We start from the raw sequence: 14387 nt of genomic DNA, 5'->3' as shown, positions 1-14387 counted from the left end.
GGGTGGCCCGCCCTACCTTCGCGCCCATGCCCGCCCCCGCCGCTGCCCCTGCCCTGCCGCCCACCGCGCCCGTTTCGGACGAGACGCGGCTGGCTTACGTGCTGCGGCATTTCGGCCTGGCCTACGCCGGGGTGCCGGGTCATCTGATTGGTTACGCCGGCAACCAGCTACCCGTCACAGTGGCGCCCGGCAGCGCAGATTTTTTCACCCAGAATCAGCCGTACCCGCCCGCCCCTTACTGGCGCGAGTGGCGCGGCCAGCGGGTGCCGTTTTTCTTCGATGCCGGGGCCCAGCCCCTGCTGACGCTGACGCCGGGCCGGGCCGAAATCAGCGCCGATGTGGTGTCGGCCGCTTTCTATTTGCTCAGCGGCTGGCAGGAATTTTTCTCGGATGCGCGCGACCGGCACGGGCGGTTTCCCTACGCGGCCAGCGTGCAGGCGCGGTACGGCTTCGTGGCGCTGCCGGTGGTCAATTATTATTTCGACGTGCTGAAGACGGCCGTGGAGCACGCCACCGGGCAGCCGCTGCGCCCGCGCCCCTGGGCTCCCGGGGCCCCGTTCGCCGCCTTCATCAGCCACGACGTGGACAACCTGCACGGCGGTTGGAAAGCCCCGGCCAAGGCGGCTCTGCGAGCGGGCCGGCCACTGGCATTTGCCCGGCAGCTGTGGCGGCACTGGACGCGGCCCGACGCCTGGGACAACCTCGAAGCCGTGGCCACCGCCACCGCGCAGCACGGGGCCCGGTCCACGTTTTTCGTATTGCCCCAGCACCGGCCCGGGGCCGATGGCACCCCCAACGCCGATTACCGGCTCACGCCCCGGCTATGGCAGCGGCTGGGCAATCTGGCGAAGCAAGGCCACGAAATGGCCCTGCACGCCAGCATCGGGACGGCTGATAATTTCGCCCGTTTTGACGCCGAGCGGCAGATAGTGCTTGATGCAGAATGGTGTGGCAACCGCTTCCATTACCTGCGCTGGGAGTCGCGTCTGACCCCTAGTATCTTAAACCAGGCCGGCGACTCCTACGATTCAACCCTAGGTTTCGCCGAGCATTTCGGCTTTCGGAATTCCTACTGCCACCCTTTCTTTCCCTTTGATTTTCAGCACGGGCAAGCCCATTGTTTTCTCGAAATCCCACTCAACGTAATGGATACTACCCTGCACCACCCCAGCTACTTGCAGCTGGGGCCCGCTGAGATTTTGCCGGCGCTGACGCCCATGTTGGCCGAGGTAGAAAAATTTGGCGGCGTGGCCTCGGTGCTGTGGCACAACCAGAACTTCGACCCGGCCAACGTCGCCAACGGGCCCCGGCAGTTCCACGAAATCATGGGCTGGCTGCGCGGCCGCGGGGCGGCTTTCCTGACGGGTGCCGAAATTTGGGCCCGGTTTCCGGCGGCGTAGGGCCCCGGTGTTTCTATTTATCTTCTCTCCACTTGGGCATTGTTCAACGCCAGGGCCTCCGCAACACCCTGATTTCTTACGTCGGCCTGGGCATCGGGTTCGTTAGCAGCACGCTAATACTCACGCGCTTGCTCACGCCGACGCAGCTGGGCCTTACCTCGGTGATGGTGTCGCTGGCCGCAATCGCGGCGCAGCTGGCGGCGTTCGGGTTTGCCAGCACGGCGCTGCGCTACTTCCCCTACTTCCGCAACCCCGCCAACGGGCATTCGGGCTTTTTGCCCCTGCTGCTGGGCGTGCCGCTGCTGGGCTTTGTGGCGGTGGCGGGGCTCCTATGGGCCGGCAAGGGACTGGTGCTGAAGCAGTACGCTGCCGATGCCGGCCTGCTGGGCCCCAACTACCCGGCCGTTATCCTGCTCACGCTGGCCGTGCTGCTGCTCTCGCTGCAAGACGCCTACCTGAAATCGCTGTTCCACACCGCGTTTTCCGCGTTTTTGCAGGAAATCCTGCTGCGGCTCTACATCGTGGGGGCCGCGCTGCTGTACTGGCGCGGGGTGCTGTCGTTCCACGGCTTCGTGCTGGCCTACGTGGGCGGCTACGCGCTGGTGGCAGCCCTGCTGGCGGCCTACCTGCTGGCCATCGGCGAGCTGCACCTGCGGCCCACGCGGGCGGTGCTGCGGGTGCGCCCGCTGCGCGAGCTGCTGGCCTTCGGTGGGTTCACGCTGCTCAGCAACCTCTCGGGCACCGTCATGGTCACCATCGACGCGCTGATGGTGGGGGCCAAGCTCAGCCTGGCGGCGGCCGGCATCTACGCCATTGCCTTCAACATCAGCACGGCCCTCACGCTGCCCTTCCGGGCCCTCTACAAAACGGCGTTTCCGCTCATCGCCGGCTATTGGAAAGAGGGGAAAATGGCCGAGATGGCCGCTTTTTACACCCTCACCACCCGCCTGAACACCGTGCTGGGCTGCTACCTGGGCCTGGGCCTGGCCCTGAACCTGGACTTCATCTACGGCCTCATCCACCGCCCGGCCTACGCTGCCGGCACCACCGCTGTGCTGCTGCTGCTCGTGGGCCGGCTCGTGGACGGCATCACCGGCGTGAACGGCATCATCGTCGTCACCTCGCCCCGCTACCGCTTCGATTTGGTGTTCAACGCCGGCCTGGCCCTGGCCATCGTCGGGCTGAACGCGCTGCTCATCCCGCGCCTGGGCCTGGCCGGCGCGGCCCTCTCGAACGGCCTGGCGCTGGTGGGCTACAACTCGCTGCGCACCTGGTTCGTGTGGTACGCCTACGGCCTGCAGCCGTTCGACCGGCGCATCCCGGCCATCGGGGCCGTGGCGGCGGCGGCCGGGGTGGCCACGTGGCTGCTGCCCGTGCCGCCCGGCCTCTGGGGGGCGCTGCTGGTGCGCGGCGGAGCGCTCACGGTGTTCTACGGGGCCGGCCTGCTGCTCACCCGCGCCGCGCCGGAAGTGAACGCGCTGTGGGCCAAGGGTTGGGCCCGGGTAACCCGATGGCAAAATTAATTGACTAGCGGGCGGGAACTTACCTGTATCAACGTATTTCTGCCGACAACACACTGCCGCGCCACGTTGTATTCATCTTTTGTAATTGTTTAGAAGCAGCCGCGATTACTTCTCAATCAGGTAAGCATTGCCTTTTACAAACGTGGGGAGCAGGCTGGTGAAAGCCGGTAATATATCTTCCAGAAAAGAAATCTTACTTTTCTCAACGTTCAGTACGGCTACAATGTTAAAATACTGACTCATATTTTGTTGAAAAGCCAGATTTTTGTCGATTGTCAACAGCACGTCGAACCCTTCTCCAATAGCGGCACGCATCAGGTTGCCATTTTTTAGACCGTTCCATTGCCTTTCCGTCACGGTAAAAACCTCGTGTTGCGACAAACGACTTTTCAGTTTGCGGGTAACGCATTCATCAAGCGGGATTTTCATGCAGCAGTTGTGTGGAAGCACTGAGAATCTGCTGCGAAAACGCCAGCACCCCCAGCACCTGGTCCCGGGCAACGGAAGGAAAATCAGCAAGAAACTCCTCAATGGTTTCCCCCGTTTCCAAGTAATCAAACAGGTTTTTAATGGGTACCCGCGTACCGTTAAAGACGAGGGTACCGCCAAGAATTTCCGGGTCGCTGTTGATGGCTTTCATGGCAATTGGGAAGTGAGCGTAACGATTAAAAGTACGTCAAAACTATTTCAGCGCGTAAATCCGCTCGATTATTTCCACCACTTTTAGGCCTTCCGCCGCGTTTGTGGTGGCCGCCGCGCCGCGGTGCAGCGTTTCCACCACGTTGTCAACCACCTGCACGTGGTTGGCGGCCGAGCCCTGGTAGGGGCCGTAGTGGTTGGCGGGGTTGGTGGGCGGCAGCGCGGGCAGGGCGTAGTCCTGCACGTGGCAGTAGGCCACTTTATCCAGGTACTGGCCGGCGATGCGCAGGCTGCCGCGCTGGGCCACCACGGTGAGGCTGCTTTCGAGGTTGCGGTCCCACACGGCGGTGCTGTAGGCCAGCGTGCCGCTGCCGCCGCGCACCAGGTCAAACGTGACCAAGCCGCTGTCTTCAAACTCGGTGATGCCCTGGTGGTTGAAGTCGCGGAAGCGGGCCGTGAGGTTGGCCACGTCGCCGAACACCCAGTACAGCAAATCGACGAAGTGGCTGAATTGGGTGAAGAGCGTGCCGCCGTCGAGGGCCCGGGTGCCGCGCCAGCCGCCGGGCTGGTAGTAGCGGGCGTCGCGGTTCCAGAAGCAGCTCATTTGCACCAAGTAGATGTCGCCCAGCCGGCCCGCGTCCACGAGCTGCTTGAGCCAGGCGGCGGGCGGCGAGTAGCGGTTTTGCATCACCCCGAACACCAGGCGGCCGGTTTGCTGCGCCGTTTCCACGATGGCGCGGGCGTCGGCCACGGTCAGGGCCAGGGGTTTTTCCACCACCACGTGCAGGCCGTGGCGCAGGCCGGCCACTGCCTGCCGGGCGTGCCAGCCGTTGGGCGTGGCCACGGTGAGCACGTCGGCCGCGGGGCCCTGGGCGAGGTATTCTTCGAGCGAACGAAAGAACGGCACACCGGGAAACTCGGCCGCCAGGCCCGCCCGCAGCTCGTCCCGCTCGTCAATCAGGGCCACCAGCCGGGCCCCGGGCCGCTGGGCCACCAGCGCGGCGTGGCGGCGGCCGATGTGGCCCACGCCGCAAATGGCAAAGCGAACGGGCGGAAAATTATCCTGGTCAGTCATCTGCGTTCAAAAATTTCGCACAGAGTTCACGGAGTTTCGTAGCGTGTTATTGGGGCCAACCTCTGTGAAACTCCGTGAACTCTGTGCGCAAAATCACTAAAACCGTTTTACCGCCGCCCCAATGTATTCCGCCTGCTCTACCGTCAGCAGCGGGTGCATCGGCAGCGAAAGCACCGTTTCGCACAGCCGCTCGGCCACGGGAAACTGCCCCGCCCGGTAGCCCAAATAAGCATAGGCCGGCTGCTGGTGCACGGGCAGCGGGTAGTACACCATCGTGGGCACGCCGTGCTGGTGCAGGTGGGCCCGCAGGGCGTCGCGGTGCGCCGGGGTGGCCAGCGTAACGGTGTACTGGTGAAAGACGTGGCTGCTGCGCGGGTCGCGGGCCGGGACGGCCAGGCCGGGCACGGCGGCCAGGGCCCCGTCGTAGCGGGCGGCCACGGCCTGGCGGGCGGCGGTATTGGCGGGCAGCTGGCGCAGTTTCACGCGCAGCAGGGCGGCTTGCAGGGTGTCGAGGCGCGAGTTGAGGCCGATGCGCTGGTGGCAGTATTTCGCGCTTTGGCCGTGGTTGGCCAGCTGCTGGAGCAGCGCAGCGCGGGCCGGGTCGCGGGTGAGCAGGGCCCCGCCGTCGCCCAGGGCCCCCAGGTTTTTCGACGGAAAAAAGGATGTGGTGCCCACCGTGCCCACCGTGCCGGCGTAGGCCGTGGCACCATCAGCCAGCCGATAGGTGGCCCCCAGGGCCTGGGCGTTGTCTTCAATCAGGGCCACGCCGCGGCGGTCGGCCAGGGCCCCCAGTGCCGCCAAGTCGGCGCATTGCCCAAACAAGTGCACGGCGATGATGGCCCCGGTGCGCGGCGTGAGGGCCGCTGCCACGGCCACCGGGTCGAGGTTGAAGGTGTCGGGGCGCACGTCGGCCAGCACGGGGCGCAGGCCCAGCAGGGCGGCGGCCTCCAGGGTGGCCACGTAGGTGAAGGCCGGCACGATGACCTCGGCCCCGGCCGGCAAGTCCAGGCTCAGCAGGGCCAGCGTGAGGGCGTCGGTGCCGTTGGCGCAGGGCACCACCCGGGCCCCGCCAAGATAGGCCCCCAGCTCGGCGGCGAACTGCCCCACCGCCGGGCCCTGGATAAACGCGGCCTCCGCCAGCGTTTCGCGCACGGCATCGTCCAGCGCGGGTTGCAGGGCCGCGTGCTCGGCGGCCAAATCGAGCAGGCGTATCGGGGCAAGCGGCTGGTTCAAGCGGGAAAGGCGGGCGTGGGCGGGCAAAGGTAGCCGGCGGCGGGCCTCAGGCGGGCAGTGCCGCCAGCAGCCACCCCAGCTTCAGGGCGTCGAGGGCGGCCAGGGCCGGGCGGGGGCCCAGCAGGTGGCGGCACAGCGCGGGGGCCGCCGCCGCCAGCAGCCCCCGGGCCGCCGGGGCCAGCCCGGCGCGGCGCAGCCGCCGGGCGGCCCGCACCAGCCGCGAATCGGCCCCCGGGCCACTCTCGCCAAGCAGCTGCGCCAGGTTGCGCACCCCTTGCTCCGACTTTGCCAGGAATGCAGCGGCGGTTTCCAGGCCCGCGTGCCACACGGGGTTTTCCAGGTGTAGTACGGGCACGGCCGCCGCCGCCAGCTGCCACCCGAGCTTGGTGTCCTCGTGGCCGTAGCCCCGCAGGCTTTCATCAAGCGGAAATCTTAGCAGCAACTCCTTGCTCAGCAGTAGATTGTTTACTAATAGCTGGTCGTAGGGCGCGGCCTGGCGCTGGGCCAGCGGCCGGGCTTCGCGCCGCCGGCCGTAGTGCCAGCGCAAATACTGGGCGGGGTCGGCGGGGGGCCCGGGGGCGTAGCACACGCCCCCGGCCAGTACCGGGGCCCGGCCGAGCGCGGCGGCGTAGCGGGCCAGGAACTGGCCGTCGGGCAGCTGGCCGGTGTTGTCGAGCAGCAGCAGCCATTCGTGCCGGGCCCCGGCGGCGAGCCGGTTGCGCACCGCGGCCCGGCCCACGTTGCGCGGCAGCTCCTGGTAGCGCACGCCCGGCTGCGCGGCCAGGGCCCGGTTGGCCCCCCGGAATTCTTCCGCGGAGCCGTCATCCAACAAACAGATTTCGACGGGCCCCGGCCACTGCGGGGCCTGCGCCACCAGCGCGGTAATTAATTCCGCCACCGGCCGGTTGTACACCGGAATCAGTACCGACAGGCCGGGCATTTAATTGACGCTGATTGAAATTATTTTTCAACAAATTAATTCGATGCGAATTAATTAACTCTGCGCCGAGTCCAGCAGTTGGCCGTCTTTGCAGGTGAGGACGCGGTGCGGGTATTTGTCAATGACCTGGAAATTGTGCGTGGCCATCAAAACGGCGGTGCCGGCGTGGTTGATTTCCGTGAACAACTGCATGATGCTGTCGGCCACTTCGGGGTCGAGGTTGCCGGTGGGCTCGTCGGCGAGCAGCAATGCCGGCTCGTTGAGCAGGGCCCGGGCGATGACCACGCGCTGCTGCTCGCCGCCCGAGAGGCGGTGCGGCATGCGGCCCGCGGCGCTGCTCAGGCCCACGCGGGCCAGCACGTCGGCGATGCGCTGCTGCTTGCGGGCCTTGCCCTTCCAACCCGTGGCGTTGAGCACGAAGAGCAGGTTTTCGGCCACCGTGCGGTCGGGCAGCAATTGGAAATCCTGAAACACAATGCCCAGCTGGCGGCGCAGGTACGGCACCTTACCGGCCGGCAGCCGCGGCAGGGCAAAGCCCGCCACCGCGCCGGTGCCCACCAGCAGGGGCAGGTCGGCGTAGAGGGTTTTGAGCAGCGACGACTTGCCCGACCCGGTGCGGCCCACCAGGTAAGCAAATTCACTCTTGGCCAGCGCAAACGTTACGCCTTGCAGCACCGCCTGCTCTTCCTGCATCACGGTGGCATCGCGCAATTCGATGAGAATTTCCGGCATCGGGCATTAAATGGCTAACGGGCGGAGCTTGCCAAATTCCAGTTGCGAGATGACGGCCGCCAGCTCTATTTCCTTGCCTTCGAGGCCGTAGCGGTGCAAATCCTTCAGCGGCCGGTCGGCCCGGAAATAGGCGATGAGCACAAACTGCTCGTCGCGCAGCTGGATATAATCCGGAATTTTGGCCTTGCCCTTGACTTTGATGATGTACACAGATTAATTGTTTAAATGTTGGGTGTCTAATTGTTTTTAAAACGGGCTAATTGGCTTTCTATTTCGAAAAACAATTAAACACCCAACCTCCAACAATTAATTATGCATTCACCTTCGCATGGTCGGCCAGGAACGTGGCCAGGCCTTTGTCGGTGAGCGGGTGGTGGAGCAGGCCCAGGATGACACTGAGCGGGCACGTCACGACGTCGGCCCCAATTTCGGCGCACTGGATGAGGTGGGGCACGTGGCGCACGGAGGCGGCCAGCACCTGGGTTTCGTAGCCGTAGTTGCCGTAAATCTGCACGATTTGCTCGACGAGCTGGAGGCCGTCGGCCCCGATGTCGTCGAGGCGGCCCACGAAGGGCGACACGTAGGTAGCGCCGGCTTTGGCGGCCAGCAGCGCCTGCCCGGCCGAAAACACCAGCGTGCAGTTGGTTTTAATGCCTTTGTCGGAGAAGTAGCGGATGGCCTTCACGCCGTCGCGGGTCATGGGCACTTTCACCACGATGTTGGGGTGCAGCTCGGCCAGCACCTCGCCCTCGCGCAGGATGCCGTTGTAGTCGGTAGCAATTACTTCGGCCGACACGTCGCCGTCCACCAGTTCGCAGATGTGGCGGTAGTGGCCCAGCACGCTGTCCACGCCGCGCACGCCTTCTTTGGCCATGAGCGAGGGGTTGGTGGTCACGCCGTCGAGCACGCCCAGCTCCACGGCTTCGCGGATGTCGGCCAGGTTGGCGGTATCAAGAAAGAACTTCATGTGTAAGCGGTTAGCGGGTGGCTATTAGCTGCTAGCTGCTTTTTCAAACCGGCCACCAGAACAAAAGCTAACAGCTAACGGCTGCCAGCTAACAGCTAATACAAAAAGAGTCGGCCCCAAAGCTACTCGCTGCCTCGCCGGAAAGCGAAACGGAGCAGCACCGGGGCCGACGGGAAAAGACAAAAAAAAGCAAGCCAAAATCGCACCGCATCGACCGCCTACCCTTGCTACCTTCCGGTCCTGGGGGAGTTCAGCAGGAGCTGGTCGTTCTGACTTGCCGCTGCAAAGGTAGGCAAAAATCGGGGGTTGGCACAAGATTCTTTCGGGCGTTGGGCCCGCAAGGGGGCCCGCCCTACCTTTGCGGCATGGAACGTATCGTCATTTTGGATTTTGGCTCGCAGTACACCCAGCTCATCGCCCGGCGCATCCGCGAGCTGCACGTGTTCTGCGAAATTCACCCCTACACCCACGCCCCGGACCTCGCTTTAGGCGACGACATCCGGGGCGTTGTTTTGTCGGGCTCGCCCTGCTCGGTGCGCGATTTCGACGCCCCCAACCCCGATTTGAGCCATTTGCTGGGCCGCGTGCCGGTGCTGGGCGTGTGCTACGGGGCCCAGCTGCTGGCCCAGCAGGGCGGCGGCGAGGTGCTGCCGGCCACCATCCGCGAGTACGGCCGGGCCCGCCTTTCGCACCTCAACCAGCACCACCCGCTGCTGCACGGCCTCACGCCCGGCTCGCAGGTGTGGATGTCGCACGGCGACACCATCAAAACGCTGCCCGCCGGCTTCCTGGCCATTGCCGGCACGCCCGAAGTGGCGGTGGCGGCCTACGAAATCGAAGGCCAGGCCACCTACGGCATCCAGTTCCACCCCGAAGTCACGCACTCCACGGAAGGCAAGCAGTTGCTTAAGAACTTCGTCATCGACATCTGCGGCTGCACGCAGAGCTGGACGCCCGAGCACTTCGTGGACTCGGCCGTGGCCGCGCTGCAACACACCATCGGGCCCGACGACCAGGTGATTCTGGGCCTCTCGGGCGGCGTGGACAGCAGCGTGGCAGCCCTGCTGCTGCACCGCGCCGTGGGGCCCCGGCTGCACGGCATCTTCGTGGACAACGGCCTGCTGCGGCAGGACGAGTTTGCCTCCGTGCTGAAGGCCTACGAGGGCCTGGGCCTGAACGTGACCGGCGTGGAAGCCGGGGCCGAGTTCTACGCCGCCCTGGCCGGCCTCACCGACCCCGAGCAGAAGCGCAAGGCCATCGGCCGCACCTTCATCGAGGTGTTCGACCGCGAGGCCCAGAAGGTGGAAGGGGCCCGCTGGCTGGCCCAGGGCACCATTTACCCCGACGTCATCGAGTCGGTGTCGGTGCACGGCTCGTCGGTGACCATCAAGAGCCACCACAACGTGGGCGGCTTGCCCGAAAAGATGAACCTCAAAATCGTGGAGCCGCTGCGCATGCTCTTCAAAGACGAGGTGCGCGAGGTGGGGGCCACGCTGGGCCTGCCGGGCGAAATCCTGCACCGCCACCCCTTCCCGGGCCCCGGCTTGGGCATCCGCATCCTCGGCGACATCACGCCCGAGAAAGTGGACCTGCTCCAGCGCGCCGACGGCGTGTTCATTAATTTATTAAAAGAGCACGGCCTCTACGACCAGGTGTGGCAGGCCGGCGTGATGCTGCTGCCCGTGCAAAGCGTGGGCGTGATGGGCGACGAGCGCACCTACGAGCGGGTAGTGGCCCTGCGCGCCGTGACCAGCGTGGACGGCATGACCGCCGACTGGGCCCACCTCCCCTACGAGTTCCTGGCCGAGGTTAGCAACAAAATCATCAACCAGGTGCGCGGCATCAACCGCGTGGTGTACGACATTTCGAGCAAGCCCCCGGCCACCATTGAGTGGGAATAGGACCACGGATTCGACAGATTTTTCAGGGTTTTGCGTAATGAAAAAGGCCGCTCCGGTAATCCGGAGCGGCCTTTTTCATTACGCAGGGAAGCTTGCCGGACCCTACAAGTGGTCGAGCCGGCCGCCGTCGACCAGCAGCTCGGAGCCTTGCACGAACTCGGCGTCGTCGGAGGCCAGGAAGGCAATGGCGGCGGCCACGTTTTCGGGCTTGCCCACGTCGCTGGGGTTGATTTTTTCGACGCCCGATTTCACGTTGGGGTTGTTCCAGAGCATGGGCGTATCGATGGCCCCGGGCAGCACCGAGTTGATGCGCAGGCCTTTGGGGGCCCCCTCGATGGCCGACGAGCGGGTGAGCGAGAGCACGGCGGCCTTGGCGGCGGCGTAGGGGGCCACCAGGGCCTCGGTGGCCACGGCGTGGATGCTGGACACGTTCACGACCGCGCCGCCGGGCTTCATGTGCAAAAAGGCCTGCTTGGTGAAGTAAAACGCGCCCAGCAGGTCCACGCTCAGCACCCGCAGCCAGTCGTCGCCACTCAGCTCCTCCAGGGCCTTGAATTGCATCAGGCCGGCGTTGTTGATTACCGCATCGAGGCGACCGAACTTGTCGAGCGTGGCTTTTACGGTGGCCATTACCTCGTCTTCCTTGGCCACGTTGCACATGCTGGGCAGCACGTCGGGCGCGCCGGCCTGCTGCACCTCGGGCACCGCCTGGTCGAGGTTGTCCTGGTTGATGTCGGCCAGCACAATGCGGGCCCCTTCCGAAGCCAGGCGCTTGGCGGTGGCCAGGCCGATGCCGCTGGCCCCGCCGGTGATAATCACTACTTTGTCTTGGAAACGCATGGGGTGAGGTGGGTTAGTGGGCCCCTGCGGGCTGGGCGTTGCTGGCGGCGGTGGCGGGGTCTTGCTGGGCTTGTTTGGCCGCGGCCTGCTGCTGGAGGTCCGGGGCCTGGCCGCTGTCCTGGGGCATGATGATGGGCAGCTGCAAGGCCATGCTCTGGGCGGGCAGCACCTGCTGCCACTGGCTGATGAGCTTCTTGTAGGCCGCGCCCACGGGGCGGATGTTGCGGTCCAGGTCGTAGAGGCCCAGCGGGTTCACGTTGCCGTTGTTTTCGCGCAGGGCCGTGTCCCAGTCCACCTGGTCGGTGAGCGAATACCAGGTGAAGCCCACGATGGGCACGCCGTCGTTGCGCACGCGCATCACGTTGGCCCACTCCTTCCAGAGCCAGTTCACGGCCTCGTCGCCCCGGGGGCCCTGCCAGAGGTTGGTTTCGGTGTGCATCACCGGCAGGCGGTAGCGGTCGTGGTACTGGGTGGTGATGACGTGGTAGCCAAAGATTTCGCCCGAGGCCACCGTGCTGCCGTCCTCGCGCACGCGGTGCTCGTTGGTCTGGTAATAGTCGTTGCCCATGATGCACTGGTGCTTGAGGTTGTTCTCCAGGAAGAAGTGGTACTCGTCGCGCGTCATCCCGCTGTCCAGCAGGTACTCGTACATGTCGGAGTCCACGCGCCGGCCGTAGTTGAGGTCGAGCGAGAGGAAGCGCTTGGCGTTGAGCACTTCGGCGGGCTTGATGGCCGCCGGGCTCGACGCGTGGAAGTACTCCGACGACTCGCTCTGGATGAACAGCGCGTCGGGCCGCACCGCCGTGATGGCGTGCATGGCCAGCACGTTGGCCTTCACGATGTACTTGAGGGCCGTCACGAAGGCCTGGTCGCTGCGCAGCTGCTCGTTCCACCAGCCGTACAGGCCCGAAAACTCGGCGCAGATGTACATCTCGTTCACCGGCGTGTAGAGCTGCACCCACGGGTAACGCCGGGCAAAGGCCCCCGCGTACTCGGCGAACAGCGCCGGGAAATCGGGGTTCTGGAAGTTGCCCAGCCAGTCGGGCACCCCGAAGTGGCACAGGTCCACGATGGGCACGATGTTGCGCCGGTGCAGGTCCTGGAACGTCACGTCGGCAAACGACCAGTCGTACTTGCCCACGCCCAGCCAGGTGGTGTGGATGGGCGGGCCGTAGCGCAAAAACCCGATGCCCAGCTCCTGCACCAATTCAAAATCTTTCTGCCAGAACTTGTAGTGGCCGCATTTTTCCAGCTCGTCCACGCGCACCGTGCCGTTTTGGATGGTGGGGTTGCTGTTTTCGATGCCCGTGGCAAAGAGGAATTGGGAAGACGCCATTGAACAGGTTGGGGTGGGGTACGGGCCATTCGTAACGGCCAGGCAAACGCCGGGGTTACCCCGCCAGCCAAAATTGTTCGGCTTCACAACCCCTTCATTTTCAAGCCCGCATTGCCGCAGCAACTCTAGCCCTCGCGGCTCAACATCTCACATTGAAATCCGGCGGTGGTCTGACACGGGGTGGTCCGGCGAATTGCCCGAAGGGCTTCGTCGGGCCACTCTGACGGTAGCCCGGAGCCACCGTTTTTCAAAAAGAGTGGCCCGACGACAGAAAAAGTCGCCGGACCACCCCCTCTTAAACAACCGTCTAAAACCCTTTCGGCAGCTCGATGCCCTTGATGGTTTTGTAGAGGCTCAGCGCGTTCTGGTCGGTCATGCCGGCCACGTAGTCGGTGAGGAGCAGGATTTTTTCGTAGGCCGAGGCCCCGGCCTGGGGCCCCACGGCGCGGAACTGGTCGGGCACGAGGTCGAGCAATTTGCGGGCGCGGTGGCCGGCCCCGGCGTCGAAGGTGGCGCACAGAAACGCATCCAGCAGGCCCCCGAGCACCTCGAAGCCGGCGGCCTCGATTTCGAGCACCGGCCGGCTGCGGTAGAGGCGCTCGATGCTCAGGCGCTGCACTTCCTGCAACTCAGCGTAGCAGCCCAGCTCCTTGATGAGCGGCTGGTCGTAGCCGCCGCGCAGGATGGCCGGGGCGTGGCGGGCAAACAGCGCGGCCACCTCCCCCACCAGCTTGCCGATGAGGCGGGCCCGGACGTAGCCCAGCTCCTCGCGCCAGTCGTGCCACCGCACGCTGCCCACGCGCCCGGCCGGGTCGCCGAGCATGGCTTTGAGCAGCGGCAGGCCGGTTTCCGAGGCGACGAGGCCCAGCTTGAGGCCGTCCTCGAAGTCGATGATGCGGTAGCAGAGGTCGTCGGCCGCCTCCACCAGAAACGCCAGCGGGTGGCGGTGGTAGAAGCCGGCCGCCGCGTCTTTGGGCAGCAGGCCCAGCGCGTCGGCCACGTGGCGAAACCGGACGTTTTCGGCCTGGAAGTGGCCGTATTTCTTCTCCGACGCGCCGCCCGTGCGGGCCCCGGTGGGCACCACGCTCGGCTTGGGGTACTTCGTGAAGGCCCCCAGCGTGGCGTAGGTGAGGCCCAGGCCGGCGGTGCCGGTGCTGTGGGCCGCGTAGGTGTGGGTGAGGATGCGAAAACCGGCCGCGTTGCCCTCAAAGTGCTGCAAATCGGCCACTTCAGCATCCGACAGGCCGGCCAGGTGCGGGGCCGCGGCGGCGCTGGCGAAGTAGCTGCTGATGGCGTCTTCGCCGGAGTGGCCGAAGGGCGGGTTGCCGATGTCGTGGGCCAGGCAGGCGGCGGCCACGATGTCGCCGCAGTCCTGGTCGAGGTTGGGCAGCAGCCGGGCCAGGGCGTCGTCGGCGTCGAGCAGGTGGCGGGCGGCGAGGCGGCCCAGCGAGCGGCCCACCACGGCCGTTTCGAGCGAGTGCGTGAGGCGGGTGTGCACAAAGTCGGTTTCGGGCAGCGGCATCACCTGGGTTTTGCGCTGCAAGCGCCGAAACGCGGAGCTGAACACCACCCGGTCGTAGTCCTGCACGAAGGCCCCACGCACGGGGGCCGCACTGGTGGGCGGCAGTTGCTGGTCGGGGAAGCGGCGCTGCGAGAGCAAGCGCGGCCAAGACATGGGTTCGGGCATACGGCCGCGAAGGTAGGGGCGGCGAATTAGGGAAAAAGATTCTTTAATAGACAGTTTATAAATGCATTTTTACTACAAGGCAGCCAATATTTGAAGATACCTGATTGAACGGTT

General features: G+C 65.3%; 14 protein-coding genes and 1 other RNA gene. 3 read left to right on the top strand and 12 right to left on the bottom strand.

Going from position 1 to position 14387, the window contains the following annotated elements; translation table 11 throughout:
• Positions 1-26 precede the first annotated feature (26 nt).
• Positions 27-1400, top strand: coding sequence for a DUF7033 domain-containing protein (locus HNP98_RS13070; RefSeq protein WP_173810510.1), 1374 nt, complete (start codon positions 27-29; stop codon positions 1398-1400).
• Positions 1401-1432: 32 nt separating this feature from the next.
• Complete coding sequence (locus HNP98_RS13065; RefSeq protein WP_173810509.1) at positions 1433-2923, top strand: lipopolysaccharide biosynthesis protein; 1491 nt, start codon at positions 1433-1435, stop codon at positions 2921-2923.
• Positions 2924-3028: 105 nt separating this feature from the next.
• On the opposite strand, the gene HNP98_RS13060 is transcribed toward HNP98_RS13065, so the two are convergent.
• The 9 genes from HNP98_RS13060 to ffs form a co-directional block, all read right to left on the bottom strand.
• The gene (locus tag HNP98_RS13060) at positions 3029-3352 is read right to left on the bottom strand and encodes a hypothetical protein (protein WP_173810508.1); all 324 of its coding nucleotides are present in this window, start codon (positions 3350-3352) and stop codon (positions 3029-3031) included.
• The gene (locus HNP98_RS13055; protein WP_173810507.1) at positions 3336-3563 is read right to left on the bottom strand and encodes a DUF433 domain-containing protein; all 228 of its coding nucleotides are present in this window, start codon (positions 3561-3563) and stop codon (positions 3336-3338) included. The genes HNP98_RS13060 and HNP98_RS13055 overlap by 17 nt, the downstream gene beginning before the upstream one ends.
• Before the next feature lie 42 nt (positions 3564-3605).
• Positions 3606-4637, bottom strand: coding sequence for a Gfo/Idh/MocA family protein (locus HNP98_RS13050; RefSeq protein ID WP_173810506.1), 1032 nt, complete (start codon positions 4635-4637; stop codon positions 3606-3608).
• 96 nt (positions 4638-4733) lie between these two features.
• Positions 4734-5870: a DegT/DnrJ/EryC1/StrS family aminotransferase gene (locus tag HNP98_RS13045; RefSeq protein ID WP_246275124.1), complete on the bottom strand. Its 1137-nt coding sequence runs from the start codon at positions 5868-5870 to the stop codon at positions 4734-4736.
• 46 nt (positions 5871-5916) lie between these two features.
• Positions 5917-6810, bottom strand: a complete 894-nt coding sequence (locus tag HNP98_RS13040) for a glycosyltransferase family 2 protein (RefSeq protein ID WP_173810505.1) — start codon at positions 6808-6810, stop codon at positions 5917-5919.
• Between the two features lie 54 nt (positions 6811-6864).
• Positions 6865-7542 (bottom strand): cell division ATP-binding protein FtsE, encoded by a 678-nt coding sequence (locus HNP98_RS13035; protein ID WP_173810504.1) that lies wholly within the window; start codon positions 7540-7542, stop codon positions 6865-6867.
• 6 nt (positions 7543-7548) lie between these two features.
• On the bottom strand, positions 7549-7752 hold the full coding sequence (locus HNP98_RS13030) for a fructose-6-phosphate aldolase (protein ID WP_173810503.1): 204 nt from the start codon (positions 7750-7752) through the stop codon (positions 7549-7551).
• A gap of 100 nt (positions 7753-7852) precedes the next feature.
• A complete protein-coding gene (gene fsa, locus HNP98_RS13025; RefSeq protein ID WP_173810502.1) occupies positions 7853-8509 on the bottom strand; it encodes a fructose-6-phosphate aldolase in 657 nt (218 codons plus the stop codon).
• Positions 8510-8692: 183 nt separating this feature from the next.
• An RNA gene (gene ffs / locus HNP98_RS13020) (signal recognition particle sRNA small type) lies at positions 8693-8790 on the bottom strand.
• An 84-nt stretch (positions 8791-8874) separates the two neighbouring features.
• On the opposite strand from ffs, the gene guaA reads away from it, so the two are divergent.
• Entirely contained in the window at positions 8875-10410 is a 1536-nt protein-coding gene (guaA, locus tag HNP98_RS13015; RefSeq protein ID WP_173810501.1) for a glutamine-hydrolyzing GMP synthase, read from the top strand.
• 102 nt (positions 10411-10512) lie between these two features.
• Here guaA and HNP98_RS13010 read toward each other — a convergent pair whose 3' ends face one another.
• From HNP98_RS13010 to dgt, 3 genes are all read right to left on the bottom strand, one after another.
• Positions 10513-11250: an SDR family NAD(P)-dependent oxidoreductase gene (locus HNP98_RS13010; RefSeq protein ID WP_173810500.1), complete on the bottom strand. Its 738-nt coding sequence runs from the start codon at positions 11248-11250 to the stop codon at positions 10513-10515.
• Positions 11251-11263: 13 nt separating this feature from the next.
• Positions 11264-12586 (bottom strand): family 1 glycosylhydrolase, encoded by a 1323-nt coding sequence (locus tag HNP98_RS13005; protein WP_173810499.1) that lies wholly within the window; start codon positions 12584-12586, stop codon positions 11264-11266.
• A 307-nt stretch (positions 12587-12893) separates the two neighbouring features.
• A complete protein-coding gene (gene dgt, locus HNP98_RS13000) occupies positions 12894-14273 on the bottom strand; it encodes a dGTP triphosphohydrolase (protein WP_173810498.1) in 1380 nt (459 codons plus the stop codon).
• Positions 14274-14387 lie beyond the last annotated feature (114 nt).

The organism is Hymenobacter caeli (genome assembly GCF_013294115.1).
GTDB classification, from domain to species: domain Bacteria; phylum Bacteroidota; class Bacteroidia; order Cytophagales; family Hymenobacteraceae; genus Hymenobacter; species Hymenobacter caeli.
Note: the sequence above shows the minus strand (reverse complement) of the source record. Positions and strands in the feature narration are given on the sequence as shown.